The organism is Streptomyces sp. CRN 30, assembly GCF_034105845.1.
Map to the genome: position 1 here is coordinate 1 of NZ_JAVRHI010000124.1, position 15,667 is coordinate 15,667.

Sequence of the window (15,667 nt, forward strand, 5' to 3'; positions counted from 1 at the left end):
GGGGGCGGCGGGGCCGCACCGGTGTCGGCGTCGGCGGTGGTACCGGCGCCGGAGGTCCCGTCCGGTGCCGCTGTCGTCAGCCGCTCCCGCAGCCCGCCCGCCCGGCGCCGGGCGTCCCGTACCGTCAGCGGCAGCGGGGACCAGTGGGCCAGCCGCCCGAGGTCCACCACCGGCGGGAACACCGGGGAGACGGCCATCACCTCCGCCGGGGTGCCCAGCACCGGGGCCGCGCCCGGGGCCGGCAGCAGCGCCACCCGGTCCGCGTACTGGACCACGCGCTCCAGCCGGTGCTCGGCCATCAGCACGGTCGTGCCCAGGTCGTGCACGAGCCGCTGGAGCACGGCCAGTACCTCCTCCGCGGCGGCCGGGTCCAGCGCGGACGTCGGCTCGTCCAGGACCAGCACCCTCGGGTGCGGGGTGAGGACGGAGCCGATCGCGACGCGCTGCTGCTGGCCGCCCGAGAGGGTGGCGATGGGGCGGTCCCGCAGCCCGGCCAGGCCCAGCAGGTCGAGGGTCTCCTCCACCCGTCTGCGCATCACGTCGGGGGCGAGGCCCAGCGACTCCATGCCGTAGGCGAGCTCCTCCTCGACGGTGTCCGTCACGAAGTGGGAGAGCGGGTCCTGGCCGACCGTGCCGACCACGTCGGCGAGCTCGCGCGGCTTGTGGGTTCGGGTGTCGCGGCCCGCCACGGTGACGCGGCCGCGCAGGGTGCCGCCCGTGAAGTGCGGCACCAGCCCGCTCACCGCGCCCAGCACGGTCGACTTGCCCACCCCGGACGGGCCCACCAGCAGGACGAGTTCGCCCTCGGGGACCTCGAGGTCCACGCCGGTGACGGTGGGTGCTTCCGCCCCGTCGTACGTCACGGAGACATCCTCGAAGCGGATCATGCGGGTTCCTTCAGTGGGGTGTCGCGGGGCGGCTGTGGCACGACGAACGCCGGCAGCAGCCCGAGCAGGACCGCCGCCGCCGGCCACAGCGGCAGTTCCGGCGCGGTCAGGGGGACGACGCCGGGGTGCAGCGCCGCCGGGTCGTGGGAGGCGTACGCGACCATGAGGGCCGCCACCGCGATCCCGGACCCGGCCACCAGCCAGGCCCGTACGCCCCAGGTGTCCGGCCGGTAGCGGGTGCGCGGCGAGCGGCGGCCGCCCAGCCACAGTCCCGCGACCGCGGCGGCGAGCCCGGCGAGCAGCACGGGCAGTCCGTAGCCGCCGCCCTCGGCGGTGAGCACGCCGTACGTGCCCGCGCACACCCCGAGCAGTCCGCCCAGTGTCAGCGCGGCCGTCGTCCGGCGTACCGCGGGCGCCACCTTCGCCGTCCTGCCGTACCCGCGCGCGTCCATCGCCGCCGCCAGCGCCACCGACCGCTCCAGCGCGCCCTCCAGTACCGGCAGCGCGACCTGCGCCAGTCCGCGTAGCCCCCGGTCCGGGCGCCCGCGCAGCCGGCGGGCCGCCCGCAGCCGTCGTACGTCGGCGACGAGGTGCGGGGCGAACGTCATCGCCACCACCACCGCGACCCCCGCCTCGTACAGCGCGCCCGGCAGTGACTTCAGCAGCCGCGCCGGGTTGGCGAGGGCGTTCGCGGCGCCCACGCAGATCAGCAGCGTGGCCAGCTTCAGACCGTCGTACAGCGCGAAGAGCAGGCCCTCGGCGGTGACCCGGCCGCCGAGCCGCACGCCCTGCGCCCAGTCCGGCAACGGGACCTCGGGGAGGGTGAGGAGCGTGTGGGAGCCGGGGATCGGGGAGCCGAGGAAGACCGCGAAGAAGAGGCGGACGAGCAGCACGGCGAGCGCCAGCCGGACGAAGGCGGCGTACGAGCGGGACCAGGGGGCGTCCGTGCGGTGGGTGGCCACGACGTAGCCCGCGACCGCGACGAGGAGGCCGAGGAGGAGCGGGTTGGTGGTGCGGGAGGCGGCGGTGCCGAGACCGAGCGCCCAGAGCCACCAGGCCCCGGGGTGGACGGTGCGGCGGGGCGTCCGTGCCGGTCCCGGGGCGGACACCGGCACGGACGTCGGCTCCCCGGTGCCGCTGCCACGACGACCTGCCACGTCCCTCAGCCCCTGCGCCGCCGCCTGGACCGCCACACCGCTGCTGCGGCCAGCACCGCCACCGCGCCCACGCCCACGAGCAGGCCGGCGGACGGGCCCGGTCCGTCCTCGGCGGACGACGCCTCGCCGGAGGGCGCGGGGGAGGCGTCCGTCGCGGTGTCCCCCTTCCCCTCCGACGCCGTGACCGGCTCGCCGCAGCCGCTCTCCGGATAGCCGGCGATCGCGCACAGCAGGGCGCCTGAGTCGTAGCGCAGCGGTCCCGCGACCGCGGCCAGGGCGTCCGCGGTCGTCGCGTCCTCGGGGACGCGGGCGCAGACGGTCCGGGCCTTCGGAGGCGTCTCGCCGTCCGGGGCGTCCGCCGTCGTACCGAAGTCGACGACGAGGGCGACCCGCTTGTGGTCCGCCCGGCCGGGCGTCGCGGCGCAGATGGCGGTGAAGTCCGCGGTGCCGCGCGGCTGCGCGGCGTCGTCCGCGTTCGCGGTGACGGCGAACCGCAGGCCCTGCACGCTCCCGTCGGCGGGCCGTGCCGTCGACGGGCCCTGTGTCGCGAACGTCCACGCCGCGTCGCCGCCCTGCCCGTCCCGCTCCCAGAACGACCAGTAGCGGTAGTCGGCGGCCCGGGCCTCGCCCGCGCCGCCGAGTACGAACGCGGCGAGGAGCGCGGCCAGGACCGGCAGCAGGACGGACGCGCGGCGGGCCGTGCGCAGGGCTGTACCGGGGCGGATCACGGCCGCCGCTTCCTGCCGCGGAGGCTGAGGAAGATGCCGATGCCGAGGCCGGCGACCAGGAACGCCGCGACGATCAGCGTGATGCCGAGGGCCGAGCCGTCCTCCTCCGACGTCTCCTCGGCGGCGGCGGACTCGGCCGCCTCCGGCTGCGGGCCGGTCGCGTTCAGCGCCTTCACCAGGTCCGTGCCGCCGAAGTCGCGCGGGTCGGTGCCGGTGGCGTGGGCGGCGAAGACCAGCTGGGCGTACGCGGCCGGGCCCGCCCCGGCGGCCCACGCCGGCCCGTGCTCCTTGAGCCGGGCCAGGGGCTCGGCGGTGTCCCCGGTCGCCCCCGCGGCGGCGAGCGCGACGACCGCGTCGGCGGTGTTGCCGTAGTCGGGCTGGTCCTCGGCGCCGGGGAGGACGGACGTCAGGTAGCCGTCCTTCGCCATCGCCTCGGTGAGGTGGGCGGCGCCGCCCCGGGCCGCGTCCGCGGGGGAGGCGTCGTCACCGTCGACGCACTCGGCGGCGCCGGCCGCACCGGACTCGCCGGCCCCGGGCGCGAAGCCCTTGCCGAGGCTGCCGAGGACGGCGGCCGCGGTGGCGTCGGCGTTCGCCGTCAGCGCGCCCTTCGCGTCCGGCTGGTAGGCGAAGGCGCCGCCGTCCTCCTCGCCGCAGGGCACGGCCAGGGCGCGCAGGGCGTCGTACGGGGTGTTGCCCTCGGCGCTGCGCTGTTCCTCCGGGTCGTCGCCGACGGCCGCGAGGGCGCCGATGACGACGGAGGTGGAGTTGGCGTCGCTCGGCCCGTTCGTGGTGTAGCCCCAGCCGCCGTCGTCGTTCTGGGCGTCCTTCAGCCAGCGCAGGGCGTGGACGGTCTCGGCGTCGTGCCCGCCGAGCGCCGCGAGGGCCTGGACGGCCGCCGCCGTGCTGTTCGTGTCGACCTGCGTCTGAGCATCGCACTGGGCCGTGGTGTCGGCGCGGTACGCGGGGAACGCCCCGTCGGAGCACTGCTGCCCCACCAGCCAGTCCACGGCCTGCGCGGCGGGCTTCTCGCCCACGAGGTCCTGGGCCGTCAGGGCGAGGGACTGGCGCCAGACCCCGTCGTACGCCGGGTCGGTGTCGCCGTACAGCCCGGACGGTATCGCCACGGAGGGCGAGGGCGACGGGGACGCGTCGTCGGCGACGGCGGGCGCTGCGGCCGCGCCGAGGACGGCGGTGACGGCCAGGACCGCGGCGGTGCGGCGAACGTTCATGGTCGGCGGGAGCCTCTCCAGTGCGGGGAGCCGGGCCCCACGGGACACCCCGGACGGCTCGGCTCCGCGTTCCTCGACGGTGCCACCGGCGGACTGCCGGTGGCGCGAGCCGGTCACCTGCCCACCGGGGCGGTCCGGCGCACCGCGAGCGATGCGAAGGTCACGGTTCAGGGGCGCGGGTCCGTGCCGGTTTCGTACCGGCTTCCCCCCGTACGGGCGCGATGACGACCCGGCCACTCTACCGGCCCGTGATCGGGACCCCGAGCGGTGGCCGGGGGACCGGGGCGGACGTGCGGACGTGGCCATGGACGGCCCATGCCCCGGGGACGGGCCGGTGACGCGCACGGCCGCTCGGAGCCCGTGCCGTACCGGACCCGGGCCGGGGAGGCGGCAGCGGCCGTCAATCGTGCGCCGGCACCGGGTCGATCAGCCGGCACGCCGTCTCGACGTCGGCCCTGACCTGGTCGATGGAGGCGCGGCCGGAGAGCCAGGTGATGAGGGCGGAGTGCCAGGTGTGCTCGACGACGCGGACCGCGGCCAGCTGGCCGGGGGTGGGGTCCGGCCCGCCCATCGCGTCCAGGACGATCGCGGTCGTCCGGCGGTAGACGAGGTCGACCTCGGCGCTCGCGCCGCGGTCCGCGAAGATCAGGGCGCGGACCATGGCGTCGGCCAGCAGCGGATCGCGCTGCAGCGCGCGGAAGGCGCGCATCAGGGTCTCCGCCACCCGCTGCGCCGGTGTCCCGCCGGTCGGCGGCCGCTTGCGCAGCGTGCCGTGCATGCGCTCCAGCTGGTCCCCCATGGTGGCGACCAGCAGGTGGATCTTGGAGGGGAAGTAGCGGTACAGGGTGCCGAGCGCGACCTGGGAGAGCTCCGCGACCTCGCGCATCTGCACGGCGTCGAACCCGCCCCGGCTCGCCAGCTCCGTGCTCGCCTCCAGGATGCGGCGCCGGCGGGCCTCCTGCCGCTCGGTGAGCGGGGCCGCGGCGGGCCGCGCGCTCCCGCCGTCCGGCCGGTCCGCGGTACTGGCTTCCACCTGGGCTGCGGTACTGGCTTCCACCTTGGCCTCCGAGGCTCGGGTCCCGTTTCGTGACGATCGGCGAGGGGCAGCGAGGAGTCAGGATGGCAGGGTGCGAAGGGGTGGCGCGAATCACCCGAGCCGCTGCTCACGGCGGACTTACCTGCGGGTAGATTCAACGTGTCCTGAACGTTCGAGTCTGAAACTTGTTCTAGATCGGTGCCCGTCGTACGCTCGCGGGACGTGCAGGGAGAAGGGGGCCGGAGTGACCGCTGACGCCAGGGAGGCGGGTCCCCGGGAGGGTCTGGCCGCCGACGGCATGCGACCGCTCGACATCGCGCTCCTCACCTACAAGGGGAACCCTTTCTGCGGCGGCCAGGGCGTCTACGTACGGCACCTCTCCCGCGAACTCGTCCGCCTCGGTCACCGCGTCGAGGTCATCGGCGCCCAGCCGTACCCCGTGCTCGACGAGGTCGAGGCCGACGGCACCGCGGGCGCCGGACCGTCCCTCACCGAGCTGCCCAGCCTCGACCTGTACCGCCAGCCCGACCCCTTCCGCAACCCCGGGCGCGACGAGTACCGCGACTGGATCGACGCCCTCGAGGTCGGCACCATGTGGACCGGCGGTTTCCCCGAGCCGCTGACCTTCTCGCTGCGGGCCCGCCGCCATCTGCGCGCCCTGCGCGGGCGGTTCGACGTCGTCCACGACAACCAGACGCTCGGCTACGGGCTGCTGGGTGACCTCGGCGCCCCGCTCGTCACCACCATCCACCACCCCATCACCGTGGACCGGCGCCTCGAGCTCGACGCGGCCCCCACCTGGAAGCGGCGGATGTCGCTGCGCCGCTGGTACGCGTTCACCCGCATGCAGAAGCGGGTGGCGCGCAGGCTGCCCTCGGTGCTCACCGTCTCCGGCAGCTCCCGCCAGGAGATCGTCGACCACCTGGGCGTACGGCCGGACCGGGTGCACGTCGTGCACATCGGCGCCGACACCGACCTCTTCTCGCCCGATGCGTCCGTGCCGCAGGTGCCGGGCCGGATCGTCACCACCTCCAGCGCCGACGTGCCGCTCAAGGGCCTGGTCTTCCTGGTCGAGGCGCTCGCCAAGATACGCACCGAACACCCCGGCGCCCACCTCGTCGTCGTCGGCAGGCGGGCCGAGGACGGGCCCGTCGCGCAGGCCATCGAACGGTACGGGCTCGAGGGCGCCGTCGAGTTCGTGAAGGGCATCTCCGACGCCGAACTGGTCGACCTGGTGCGGTCGGCCGAGATCGCCTGCGTGCCCTCGCTGTACGAGGGGTTCTCGCTGCCCGCCGCGGAGGCCATGGCCACCGGCACACCCCTGGTCGCCACCACGGGCGGGGCGATCCCGGAGGTCGCGGGGCCCGACGGGGAGACCTGCCTCGCGGTGCCGCCCGGTGACGCGGGCGCGCTGGCCACCGCCCTCGGCCGGCTGCTGGGCGACGCAAGGCTGCGGGCCCGGCTCGGCGCGGCCGGACGGGAGCGGGTACTGGCCCGCTTCACCTGGGCGAAGGCGGCGGAGGGCACGGTGGCCCGGTACCGCGAGGCGATCGCCCGCGCCGGGGGGACGGCCCGCGTGACCGCGGCCGCGCCCGTGTTCCCGCCCGTGCCCGAAGCCGTGACAGTGACCGACCCCCACCCCGATCCCAAAGGCAGGGCCACGTGCTGACCGTCGACTTCTCCCGGTTCCCGCTCGCCCCGGGCGACCGCGTCCTGGACCTCGGGTGCGGGGCGGGCCGGCACGCCTTCGAGGCCTACCGGCGCGGCGCGCGGGTGGTGGCGCTGGACCGGAACGGCGAGGAGATCCGCGAGGTCGCCAAGTGGTTCGCGGCGATGGAGGAGGCCGGTGAGGCCCCGGCCGGGGCGACGGCCACCGCCATGGAGGGCGACGCCCTCGCGCTGCCCTTCCCCGACGCCTCCTTCGACGTCGTGATCATCTCCGAGGTCATGGAGCACATCCCCGACGACAAGGGCGTGCTCGCGGAGATGGTGCGCGTGCTCAAGCCGGGCGGCCGGATAGCGGTCACCGTGCCCCGCTACGGCCCGGAGAAGGTCTGCTGGGCGCTCTCCGACGCGTACCACGAGGTCGAGGGCGGCCACATCCGCATCTACAAGGCCGACGAACTGCTGCGCAAGATGCGCGAGGCCGGCCTGCGCCCGTACGGCTCCCACCACGCGCACGGGCTGCACTCGCCGTACTGGTGGCTGAAGTGCGCGTTCGGTGTCGACAACGACAAGGCGCTGCCGGTGAAGGCGTACCACAAGCTCCTGGTCTGGGACATCATGAAGAAGCCGCTCGCGACGCGGGTCGCCGAGCAGGCCCTGAACCCCCTCATCGGCAAGAGCTTCGTGGCCTACGCGACCAAGCCGCACCTGCCGCGCGTGGACGCCGAGTGACCACTCCCCGCACCGAGCACCTCGTCCTGCCCGGGGTCCTCACCGCCGAGCAGGCCGCCGCGACGGTGCGCGGCATCCTCGCCGTGCAGCGGGAGGACGGCGCGATCCCGTGGTTCCGCGGGCACCACCTCGACCCCTGGGACCACGTCGAGGCCGCGATGGCGCTGGACGCGGCCGGGGAGCACGAGGCGGCCGGGCGGGCGTACGCGTGGCTGCGCCGGCACCAGAACGGCGACGGCTCCTGGTACGCGGCCTACGCCGACGGCGACGCCGGCGACGTCACCGACCGGGGCCGGGAGACCAACTTCGTCGCCTACGTGGCCGTCGGCGTGTGGCACCACTACCTGGCCACCGGCGACGAGGCCTTCCTCGAGACCATGTGGCCGACCGTCTACGCGGCGGTCGAGTTCGTGCTGGCGCTGCAGCAGCCGGGCGGCCAGATCGGGTGGCGCCGCGACGACGACGGCACGTCCGCGACCGACGCGCTCCTGACCGGTTCCTCCTCCGTGCACCACGCGTTGCGCTGCGCGCTCGCCATCGCCGAGCAGCGCGAGGAGCCGCAGCCCGACTGGGAACTGGCGGCCGGCACGCTGCGGCACGCCCTGCGGCGCCACCCCGAGCGGTTCCTCGACAAGGGCCGCTACTCGATGGACTGGTACTACCCGGTGCTGGGCGGCGCGCTGACCGGCCCGGAGGCCAAGTCCCGCATCGAGGAGGGCTGGGACCGCTTCGTCGTCCCCGGGCTCGGGGTGCGCTGCGTGGACCCCAACCCGTGGGTGACGGGCGGCGAGTCCGCCGAACTCGCCCTGGCGCTCTGGGCGACGGGCGAGTCCGACCGCGCGCTGGAGATACTCCAGTCGGTCCAGCACCTGCGCGACGCGGAGTCGGGCCTGTACTGGACCGGTTACGTCTTCGAGGACGGGGCGGTCTGGCCCGAGGAGCTCACCTCCTGGACGGCGGGCTCGCTCCTGCTGGCCGTGGCGGCCCTCGGCGGCGACGAGCCCACCTGCGCCGTCTTCGGCGGCGACCGCCTCCCGTGGGGCCTGGAGACGGACTGCTGCGGCTGAGGACCCGGGGCCGGTACCGCCAGGTGCGTCAGTGCCGCGAGGTGCGGCCCGCGATGGCGTGCCCGATCGCGAGGTAGACGACCGCGGCGAGCCCGTACCCGGTGACGACCCGTGCCCACTCCTCGTCGAAGGTGAACAGGTCGTGGGACCAGCCGGCGAGCCAGCGGGCCGTCTCGTGGACGAACTGCACGAAGTCGTTCGCGCGGTTGGCGTCCAGCAGGTACATCAGGATCCAGAGGACGATGATGGCGGCCACGACGTCCGCGACGACCGCGATGATTCTCCCGGCCTGGTTGGTGCGATAGCGAGGTGACATGCGCTCCGTGTTGCCGGGGGCGCCTGCTTGAAACCCGTACGGTCCGGCTCAACTCGCTCTGCGGGAGCGGCCGTTGGTGACGGTACGGCAACGGCCCCCCGCCCGGGAGGGACGAGGGGCCGTGCGGTGGGCGCGGGCGCGTCGGCCGTCAGCCGCGCTGGATGCCGCTGGTGTCCTGGAGGACACCGCGGCGGCCGTCCTGCGTCTGGGCGACCAGGTTCGGGCCGCGCTGCTCGACGGCCAGGTACCAGGTGCCCGGGGCGAGTTCGGCGATGGTGTTCTGCGAGCCGTCCTCCGCGAACAGCGGACGCGGCACCGGCACGGCGAACCAGAACGGGGAGAAGTCGCTCGGCGCGGGCTGCGCCTGCGGCGCCTGTCCCTGGGGCGCCTGCCCCTGCGGGGCCTGGGCCTGCTGCTGGTGCTGCGGCGGCTGGGTGCCGAAGGGCTGACCGGGCTGGCCCGGCTGGGCGCCGTAGGGCTGGCCCGGCTGCGGGGCGCCCGGGTAGCCGTAGCCGGCGGGCGGCTGCGCACCGTACGGCTGCGGCGCCTGCGGGCGGGGGGCGCCGATGAGGGGGGCCTTCAGGGCCGGGACGAGGGGGGTGGCCACGGCCGCGGCGGCCATGAGCAGAGTGGCGACGAGCGCGAGGATCAGGCCCACGCCCGCGCCGGGACCGTCGCTGGAGGTGGCTCCGACGTTGTTGGCACCGCCGGCCGGGTCGAAGACGTTGCCGAGGGCGCTCCACGCGGCGAAGACCGTGAACGCGACACCGAGCGGGGCCAGGTCCAGTCCGGCGACCTTGGGCACCCGCGGCAGCCCCCGGGCGACGACGACGAGCGCGGCGCCGATGATGCCGGCCAGTACCACCCCGAACAGCACCGGTCCACTCTCCCAGGAGTTCGGGAGGGAGGTGTCGTCGGGAACTCCTTCGATGGAGTAGATGCTGAGGAACGACGCGATCAACAGCAACACCGCTGCTCCGATCACCACGCCGTCGCCTCTAGTGAGGGAGCGGATATTCACTTCAGGTCCTTCGTCAGTCGTCTCGTCGTCCGTGGAGGAGGCGTCGCTGACACCATGTCGCCGGGTGGCCAGGTGTGAAGCGCGGGGGTTGGCCCCTCGTCGTACGAACGACCTTATCTCCCGCCCCCTGAGGCTGTCCGCCTGGATCGACGCGCTGATCACCATCTCGCCCGCTACGTCCGCAGGAAACTCACGATTCCCTCAGAGATCCCCTGCGCCGCCTTCTGCCGCCAGGCACCGCTGCTCAGCAGTACCAGGTCGGCGCTGTCGCGCATGTTCCCGCACTCGATGAAGACCTTGGGCACCGTCGACAGGTTGAGACCGCCCAGGTCCTCGCGGGTGACGAGACCGGTCCCGTCGCCCACGTAGTTGGCGGGCGCGCTGCCCGTGACGGCCACGAACCGGCCCGCGATGCGCGCGCCCAGCTCCCGCGAGGGGCCGACGATGGCCCGGGTGTCGGCGCCGCCCGCCCGGACGGCACCCGGCAGGATCACGTGGAAGCCGCGGTTGCCGGCCCCGGAGCCGTCGGCGTGGATCGACACGACGGCGTCGGCCCCGGCGTCGTTCCCGATGCGCGCCCGCTCGTCGACGCAGGGACCCCACGGCCGGTCGTCGTCCTGCGTGAACCGCACGGTCGCGCCCTGCTGCTGCAGGGCGGTGCGCAGCCGCCGTGCCACGTCCAGTGTGAAGTCGGCCTCCCGGTAACCGGCGTCGGACGCCGTCCCGGTGGTGTCGCACTCCTTGCGGTTCGTCCCGATGTCCACCTGGCGGTTGATCTCGGTGGCGTGCTCGAAGTTGCCCGGGTTGTGGCCGGGGTCGACGACGACGACCTTGCCCTTGAGGGGGCCGGACGCGGCGGGCGCCGAGGCGCTGGAGGGAGCCGAGGGAGCGGAATCCGCAGGGGTGGGCTCGGCGGGGGTGGGGTCCGCGCCGTCGCCGGCCGTCGGCTCCCCGGATTCCCCGGACGGCGCGGGGGCGGCCGCCGCGGACGACGACGCGGGCGCCGCCGTACCGCCGCCCGCCCCCGCCGAGCCCTCCGAATCGCCCGTGACCTGCCACAGCAGCCATCCGGCCAGCGCCCCCGGCACCAGCGCGGCCACCGCGACGGTCAGCGGACGGCGCAGGGCGGAGCGGCGGGGCGGAGCCGGTTCGAAGTCCGGGCCTACGTACGACACGACAGCCACCTTACGGCGCGGTCCGCCGGCCCGCAGGGAGCGGGCGCCGCCCGGGTGGCGTCCCTCGCCGGCGGGAGGCGCCCGGCCGTCAGATCCCGGTCCCCGTGCGCCGCAGCACCCGCAGCGAGTCCGTCGCCGAGACCTCCTCGAAGGCGCCGGACGCGAGGGCCCTGAGGTAGACGCGGTAGGGGGCCTGCCCGGTGAACTCGTCCACCGGGTCCGGGAACACGTCGTGGATGACGAGCAGACCGCCCTCGGCGACGTGCGGGGCCCAGCCCTCGTAGTCGGCGCCGGCGTGCTCGTCGGTGTGCCCGCCGTCGACGAAGACGAGGCCGAGCGGGGTCCGCCAGAAGGCCGCCACCTGCGGGGAACGGCCCACGATCGCGACCACGTGGTCCTCCAGGCCCGCCCGGAGCAGGGTGCGCCGGAAGGCGGGGAGCGTGTCCATCAGCCCCACCTCGGGGTCCACGGTGGACGGGTCGTGGTACTCCCAGCCCGGCTGCTGCTCCTCGCTGCCCCGGTGGTGGTCCACCGTGATCGCGGGCACCCCGGACCGGCGGGCCGCGTCGGCGAGCAGGATCGTGGAGCGGCCGCAGTACGTGCCCACCTCCAGCAGGGGCAGCCCGAGCCGCCCCGCCTCGACGGCCGCCGTGTACAGGGCGAGCCCTTCCTCCGTCGGCATGAACCCCTGCGCGGCCTCGAAGGAGGCGAGGATCTCGGGGCCGGGCGCCGTGGGCATGGGGTTCCTCCGGGGCGGGTCGTGTGCGAGGGTCGCGCCCCATGCTGCCGCACCCCCGGGCCGGACCGGCGCCGGGGGCAGTCCTCGACGGGTCAGCCCCCGAGTCAGTCCTCGACGGGTCAGGCCCTGACGGTGTCGCCCGCCTGCGCCCCCGTCGCCTGCGCCGCCGTCCGCCGCGCCCGGCGCAGCGCCTCGTCCTCCTCGCTGCTCGCCCGCAGTCGCAGCCGGGGCGCCGAGCGTCCGCGGGGGAGGAGGAGGGCCAGCAGGAGGCCGACCGCGACCGCCGCCAGGGCGATCAGGAAGGAGGTACGGAAGCCGTGCAGGGTGGGGACCGCGACGCCGTCCACCTGGTGCGCGGTGCCGGCGAGGACCATGCCGACGACCGCGCTGGACACCGAGGTGCCGATGGAACGCATGAGGGTGTTGAGGCCGTTGGCCGCACCGGTCTCGGCCGGGTCGACCGCGCCGACGATCAGCGCGGGCAGCGAGGAGTAGGCGAGGCCGATACCGATGCCGAGCACCACCGAGACGAGGACGGTCTGCCAGGCGGCGCTCATCAGGCCGAGGCCCGCGCCGTAACCGATCCCGATGATCAGCAGGCCGAGGACGAGGGTCCACTTGGGGCCGTACCGCGCGGACAGGCGGGCGTACACCGGCGCGGTGAACATCATCGTCAGGCCCAGCGGCGCCACGCACAGGCCCGCGACCACCATCGACTGCCCGAGGCCGTACCCGGTGGCGGCGGGCAGCTGGAGCAGCTGCGGCAGGACCAGCGAGACCACGTAGAACGCGACGCCGACCATGATGGAGGCGAGGTTGGTGAGCAGCACCTCGCGGCGGGCGGTGGTGCGCAGGTCGACGAGGGGAGCCTTGACGCGCAGCTCCAGCAGGCCCCACGCGGCCAGGACGACGACGGCCGCGGCGAACAGGCCCAGGGTGGTGGCGGACGTCCAGCCCCAGTCGCTCCCCTTGGTGACCGGCAGCAGGAGGAGGACCAGTCCCGCGGTGAGGCCCAGCGCGCCCAGCACGTCGAACGAGCCGTTCGCGCGCGTCGTCGACTCCGGTACGGCGAACAGGGTGAGGGCGATCGCCACCGCGCCGAGGACGGCGGAGAGGTGGAAGAGGACGTGCCAGTCGGTGTGCTGCGCCACGAGGGCGGCGAGCGGCAGCGCCAGCCCGCCGCCGACCCCGATCGAGGAGCTCATCAGGGCCATCGCGGAGCCGAGCCGCTCGCGGGGCAGCTCGTCGCGCATCAGGCCGATGCCGAGGGGTATCGCGCCCATCGCGAAGCCCTGGAGGGCACGGCCGACGATCATGACGAGCAGCTCACTCGTGAACGCGCAGACCAGCGAGCCGAGGACCATCACGGCCAGGCTGGCGACCAGCATGCGCCGCTTGCCGTACAGGTCGCCGAGCCGGCCCATGATCGGTGTGGCCACGGCACCGGAGAGCAGGGTGGACGTCAGGACCCAGGTGGCGTTGCCCGCTGAGGTGCCCAGCAGTTGGGGCAGGTCCTTGACGACCGGCACGAGCAGGGTCTGCATGACCGCGACCACGATGCCCGCGAAGGCCAGCACCGGGACGATCGCGCCGGCCGGTCTCCGCGTGGGCTGCTGCGAGGTCGTGTGCGTCATCTAGGGGCCTTCCGTGGGGTGAGGGGGTGCGCGGCTCGTGCACGGGTTACTTGCAGTGTGAACCCGGTTTCTCCGGGCAACTATTCCGCTACGCGCGGCACTTCGGGCCGCCGGCGATTTCTTGACCTCGCCTTGACGGACTGACGGCCCGTCATTTCATGCGCAGGCGAAAGCCGATACCGGTGGGCAGCGCGGATTGAGAACATGACGCCCATGCTCCGAGCCCCCGAAGAGTCCTCCGCCGGAAGAACCTCGAACTCCGCCGCCCGCACCGCGCCGCCCACCTGGCTGTTGGTGGCGCTCGCCTGTTCCGGGCAGTTCCTCGTCGTCCTGGACGTGTCCGTCGTCAACGTGGCCCTGCCCTCCGTACGGGCCGACCTGGGACTCGGCGGAGCGGGACTGCAGTGGGTGGTGAACGCGTACACGATCGCCTTCGCCGGTTTCATGCTGCTGGGCGGCCGGGCCGGTGACCTCTACGGGCGCAAGCGGATGTTCCTGGTCGGGCTCACCCTCTTCACGCTGGCGTCGCTGGGCGGCGGGCTCGCGCAGGAGGGCTGGCAGCTCCTCGCGGCCCGCGCCGCGCAGGGCCTGGGGGCCGCGGTGCTCGCCCCCTCCACGCTCACGCTCCTCACCGCGGCCGTACCGGAGGGACCGGCCCGCGCGCGTGCCATAGCGACCTGGATGGCGGTCGGCGCGGGCGGCGGAGCCGCGGGCGGACTGGTCGGCGGCGTCCTCGTCGACTTCCTGGACTGGCGCTGGGTCCTGCTCATCAACGTCCCCGTGGGCGCCGTGATCCTCGCCGGCTCCGTCCGCTGGCTGTCGGAGAGCCGGGCCGGGGACCGGCGGCGACTGGACCTGCCGGGCGCCGTCCTGGTGACGGCGGGCCTCGCGACGCTGGCGTACGGCATCGTGCAGACGGAGGCCGTGGGCTGGACGGAGGCCGCGGCGCTGTTCCCGCTGCTCGCCGGAGTGGCCCTGCTCGGCGCCTTCCTGGCCGCCGAGGCGCGCACGAAGGCACCCCTGATGCCGCCGAAGCTGCTCCGCATCAGGTCGGTGGCGTCGGCGAACACGGCGATGCTGCTGTCCGGTTCGGTGACCTTCTGCATGTGGTACTTCATGACGCTGTACGCGCAGAACGTGCTCGGCTACACCCCGCTGGAGGCCGGACTCGCCGGCATGCCGAGCTCCCTGGCGGTGGTGCTGGGCGCGAAGCTCGCGCCGCGGCTGATGCGGGTGCTGGGGGCACGGCACGCCGTGGTGCTCGGCATGCTGGTCTCCACCGCCGGGTTCGGCTGGCAGTCGACGATGACGGCGGACGGCGCGTACATGACCGCCATCATGATCCCCGGCGTCCTGATGATGACGGGCGCCGGCCTGGCGGGCACCCCCCTCGCCGCGCTCGCCACGTCCGGGGCGGCACCGGGCGACGCCGGACTGGTCTCCGGGCTGGTCAACACCTCCCGCACGATGGGCGGCTCGCTCGGCCTGGCCGTCATGTCGACCGTCGCGGCGTCCCGCACCACGGGCGGCGACGCGGCAGCACCGGAGGCGCTCACCGCCGGGTACGCCCTGGTGTTCCGCACGGGCGGCGTCGTGCTGTTCGCGGCGACCCTGCTGATGCTGGTGTGGCTGCCGCGGGACGACGACGACCGGGACTGAGCGCCCGTCCGCCGACGGCTCCTACAGCCACCCCTGATGGCGGGCCTCCCGCACCGCCTCCATACGGTTGCGGGTGGCCGTCTTGCCGATGGCGGACGAGAGGTAGTTGCGCACGGTCGACTCGGAGAGGTGCAGCCGCCCGGCGATGTCGGCGACGGTCGCACCGTCCGTGGAGGCCCTCAGGACGTCGCACTCGCGGGCGGTCAGCGGACTGGGACCGGCGCTCAGCGCGGCCGCCGCGAGGGCCGGGTCGATCACTCTCTCCCCGGCCAGCGCCCGGCGGACGGCCTCGGCGAGCTCCTCCACGGGCCCGTCCTTGACGAGGAAGCCGACGGCGCCCGCCTCCATGCCTCGGCCACCGGGAGGGGACGCGGATACCGGCCCGCCACGAAGGATCGTCGTCGACTTCCCGGCGCCGTTCCGCCCGAGCAGCGCGACCGTCTCACCGCGTGCCACGGTCAGATCGACCCCGTCCACGGCCCGTACGGCACCGAACGCCTTGACCGCCCCCGTGAAGGACACCGCGGGTGCCCCGTCCCTCTTCGTCATGACCACGACGGTACGGACCGGACGGCGGACCACGGCAGATGCGCTTGTACGGATCCGGGCAGGACAGATGTCA

General features: G+C 74.6%; 15 protein-coding genes. 4 read left to right on the plus strand and 11 right to left on the minus strand.

Annotated features, from left to right (window positions below):
- The 5 genes from UW392_RS11850 to UW392_RS11875 all read right to left on the minus strand — a co-directional run.
- The coding region (locus tag UW392_RS11850) for an ABC transporter ATP-binding protein (RefSeq protein ID WP_320774891.1) at positions 1-887 on the minus strand (887 nt) is incomplete at its 3' end.
- On the minus strand, positions 884-2,002 hold the full coding sequence (locus tag UW392_RS11855) for a CbiQ family ECF transporter T component (RefSeq protein ID WP_320774917.1): 1,119 nt from the start codon (positions 2,000-2,002) through the stop codon (positions 884-886). The genes UW392_RS11850 and UW392_RS11855, both read right to left, overlap by 4 nt.
- Positions 2,003-2,049: 47 nt before the next feature.
- A complete protein-coding gene (locus UW392_RS11865; protein ID WP_414495971.1) occupies positions 2,050-2,772 on the minus strand; it encodes an SCO2322 family protein in 723 nt (240 codons plus the stop codon).
- Entirely contained in the window at positions 2,769-4,001 is a 1,233-nt protein-coding gene (locus tag UW392_RS11870) for a prenyltransferase/squalene oxidase repeat-containing protein (protein ID WP_320774892.1), read from the minus strand. Before UW392_RS11870 ends, UW392_RS11865 begins: the two co-directional genes overlap by 4 nt.
- 400 nt (positions 4,002-4,401) lie before the next feature.
- Positions 4,402-5,034, minus strand: coding sequence for a TetR family transcriptional regulator (locus UW392_RS11875; RefSeq protein ID WP_320774893.1), 633 nt, complete (start codon positions 5,032-5,034; stop codon positions 4,402-4,404).
- Positions 5,035-5,281: 247 nt separating this feature from the next.
- On the opposite strand from UW392_RS11875, the gene UW392_RS11880 reads away from it, so the two are divergent.
- Genes UW392_RS11880 through UW392_RS11890 form a run of 3 tightly spaced genes read left to right on the plus strand, consistent with a single transcriptional unit; the run spans position 5,282 to position 8,501 of the window.
- Positions 5,282-6,706: a glycosyltransferase family 4 protein gene (locus UW392_RS11880; RefSeq protein ID WP_320774894.1), complete on the plus strand. Its 1,425-nt coding sequence runs from the start codon at positions 5,282-5,284 to the stop codon at positions 6,704-6,706.
- Positions 6,700-7,434 carry a class I SAM-dependent methyltransferase gene (locus UW392_RS11885; protein ID WP_320774895.1) on the plus strand — a complete coding sequence of 245 codons (735 nt, stop codon included), beginning with the start codon at positions 6,700-6,702 and terminating at the stop codon, positions 7,432-7,434. The genes UW392_RS11880 and UW392_RS11885 overlap by 7 nt, the downstream gene beginning before the upstream one ends.
- Positions 7,431-8,501, plus strand: coding sequence for a prenyltransferase (locus UW392_RS11890; RefSeq protein WP_320774896.1), 1,071 nt, complete (start codon positions 7,431-7,433; stop codon positions 8,499-8,501). The genes UW392_RS11885 and UW392_RS11890 overlap by 4 nt, the downstream gene beginning before the upstream one ends.
- Positions 8,502-8,529: 28 nt before the next feature.
- On the opposite strand, the gene UW392_RS11895 is transcribed toward UW392_RS11890, so the two are convergent.
- The 5 genes from UW392_RS11895 to UW392_RS11915 all read right to left on the minus strand — a co-directional run bounded on the left by UW392_RS11895 (position 8,530) and on the right by UW392_RS11915 (position 13,386).
- Positions 8,530-8,817 carry a hypothetical protein gene (locus tag UW392_RS11895; RefSeq protein ID WP_320774897.1) on the minus strand — a complete coding sequence of 96 codons (288 nt, stop codon included), beginning with the start codon at positions 8,815-8,817 and terminating at the stop codon, positions 8,530-8,532.
- Positions 8,818-8,965: 148 nt separating this feature from the next.
- A complete protein-coding gene (locus UW392_RS11900) occupies positions 8,966-9,838 on the minus strand; it encodes a DUF5336 domain-containing protein (protein ID WP_320774898.1) in 873 nt (290 codons plus the stop codon).
- 173 nt (positions 9,839-10,011) lie between these two features.
- Entirely contained in the window at positions 10,012-11,013 is a 1,002-nt protein-coding gene (locus UW392_RS11905; protein WP_320774899.1) for an N-acetylmuramoyl-L-alanine amidase, read from the minus strand.
- A gap of 88 nt (positions 11,014-11,101) precedes the next feature.
- Positions 11,102-11,752, minus strand: coding sequence for a class I SAM-dependent methyltransferase (locus UW392_RS11910; RefSeq protein WP_320774900.1), 651 nt, complete (start codon positions 11,750-11,752; stop codon positions 11,102-11,104).
- A 119-nt stretch (positions 11,753-11,871) separates the two neighbouring features.
- Positions 11,872-13,386: an MFS transporter gene (locus UW392_RS11915; protein WP_320774901.1), complete on the minus strand. Its 1,515-nt coding sequence runs from the start codon at positions 13,384-13,386 to the stop codon at positions 11,872-11,874.
- 204 nt (positions 13,387-13,590) lie between these two features.
- Here UW392_RS11915 and UW392_RS11920 point away from each other — a divergent pair, with 204 nt between their 5' ends.
- Positions 13,591-15,045, plus strand: a complete 1,455-nt coding sequence (locus tag UW392_RS11920; protein WP_320774902.1) for an MFS transporter — start codon at positions 13,591-13,593, stop codon at positions 15,043-15,045.
- A gap of 21 nt (positions 15,046-15,066) precedes the next feature.
- On the opposite strand, the gene UW392_RS11925 is transcribed toward UW392_RS11920, so the two are convergent.
- Positions 15,067-15,594, minus strand: a complete 528-nt coding sequence (locus tag UW392_RS11925; protein ID WP_320774903.1) for a LuxR C-terminal-related transcriptional regulator — start codon at positions 15,592-15,594, stop codon at positions 15,067-15,069.
- Between the last annotated feature and the right edge of the window lie 73 nt (positions 15,595-15,667).

Excerpts from the sequence above, each read along its gene's own strand:
- UW392_RS11915 (WP_320774901.1), bottom strand. The coding sequence starts at position 13,386 with ATGACGCACACGACCTCGCAGCAGCCCACGCGGAGACCGGCCGGCGCG.
- UW392_RS11870 (WP_320774892.1), bottom strand. The coding sequence starts at position 4,001 with ATGAACGTTCGCCGCACCGCCGCGGTCCTGGCCGTCACCGCCGTCCTC.
- UW392_RS11925 (WP_320774903.1), bottom strand. The coding sequence starts at position 15,594 with ATGACGAAGAGGGACGGGGCACCCGCGGTGTCCTTCACGGGGGCGGTC.
- UW392_RS11920 (WP_320774902.1), top strand. The coding sequence starts at position 13,591 with ATGACGCCCATGCTCCGAGCCCCCGAAGAGTCCTCCGCCGGAAGAACC.
- UW392_RS11910 (WP_320774900.1), bottom strand. The coding sequence starts at position 11,752 with ATGCCCACGGCGCCCGGCCCCGAGATCCTCGCCTCCTTCGAGGCCGCG.
- UW392_RS11895 (WP_320774897.1), bottom strand. The coding sequence starts at position 8,817 with ATGTCACCTCGCTATCGCACCAACCAGGCCGGGAGAATCATCGCGGTC.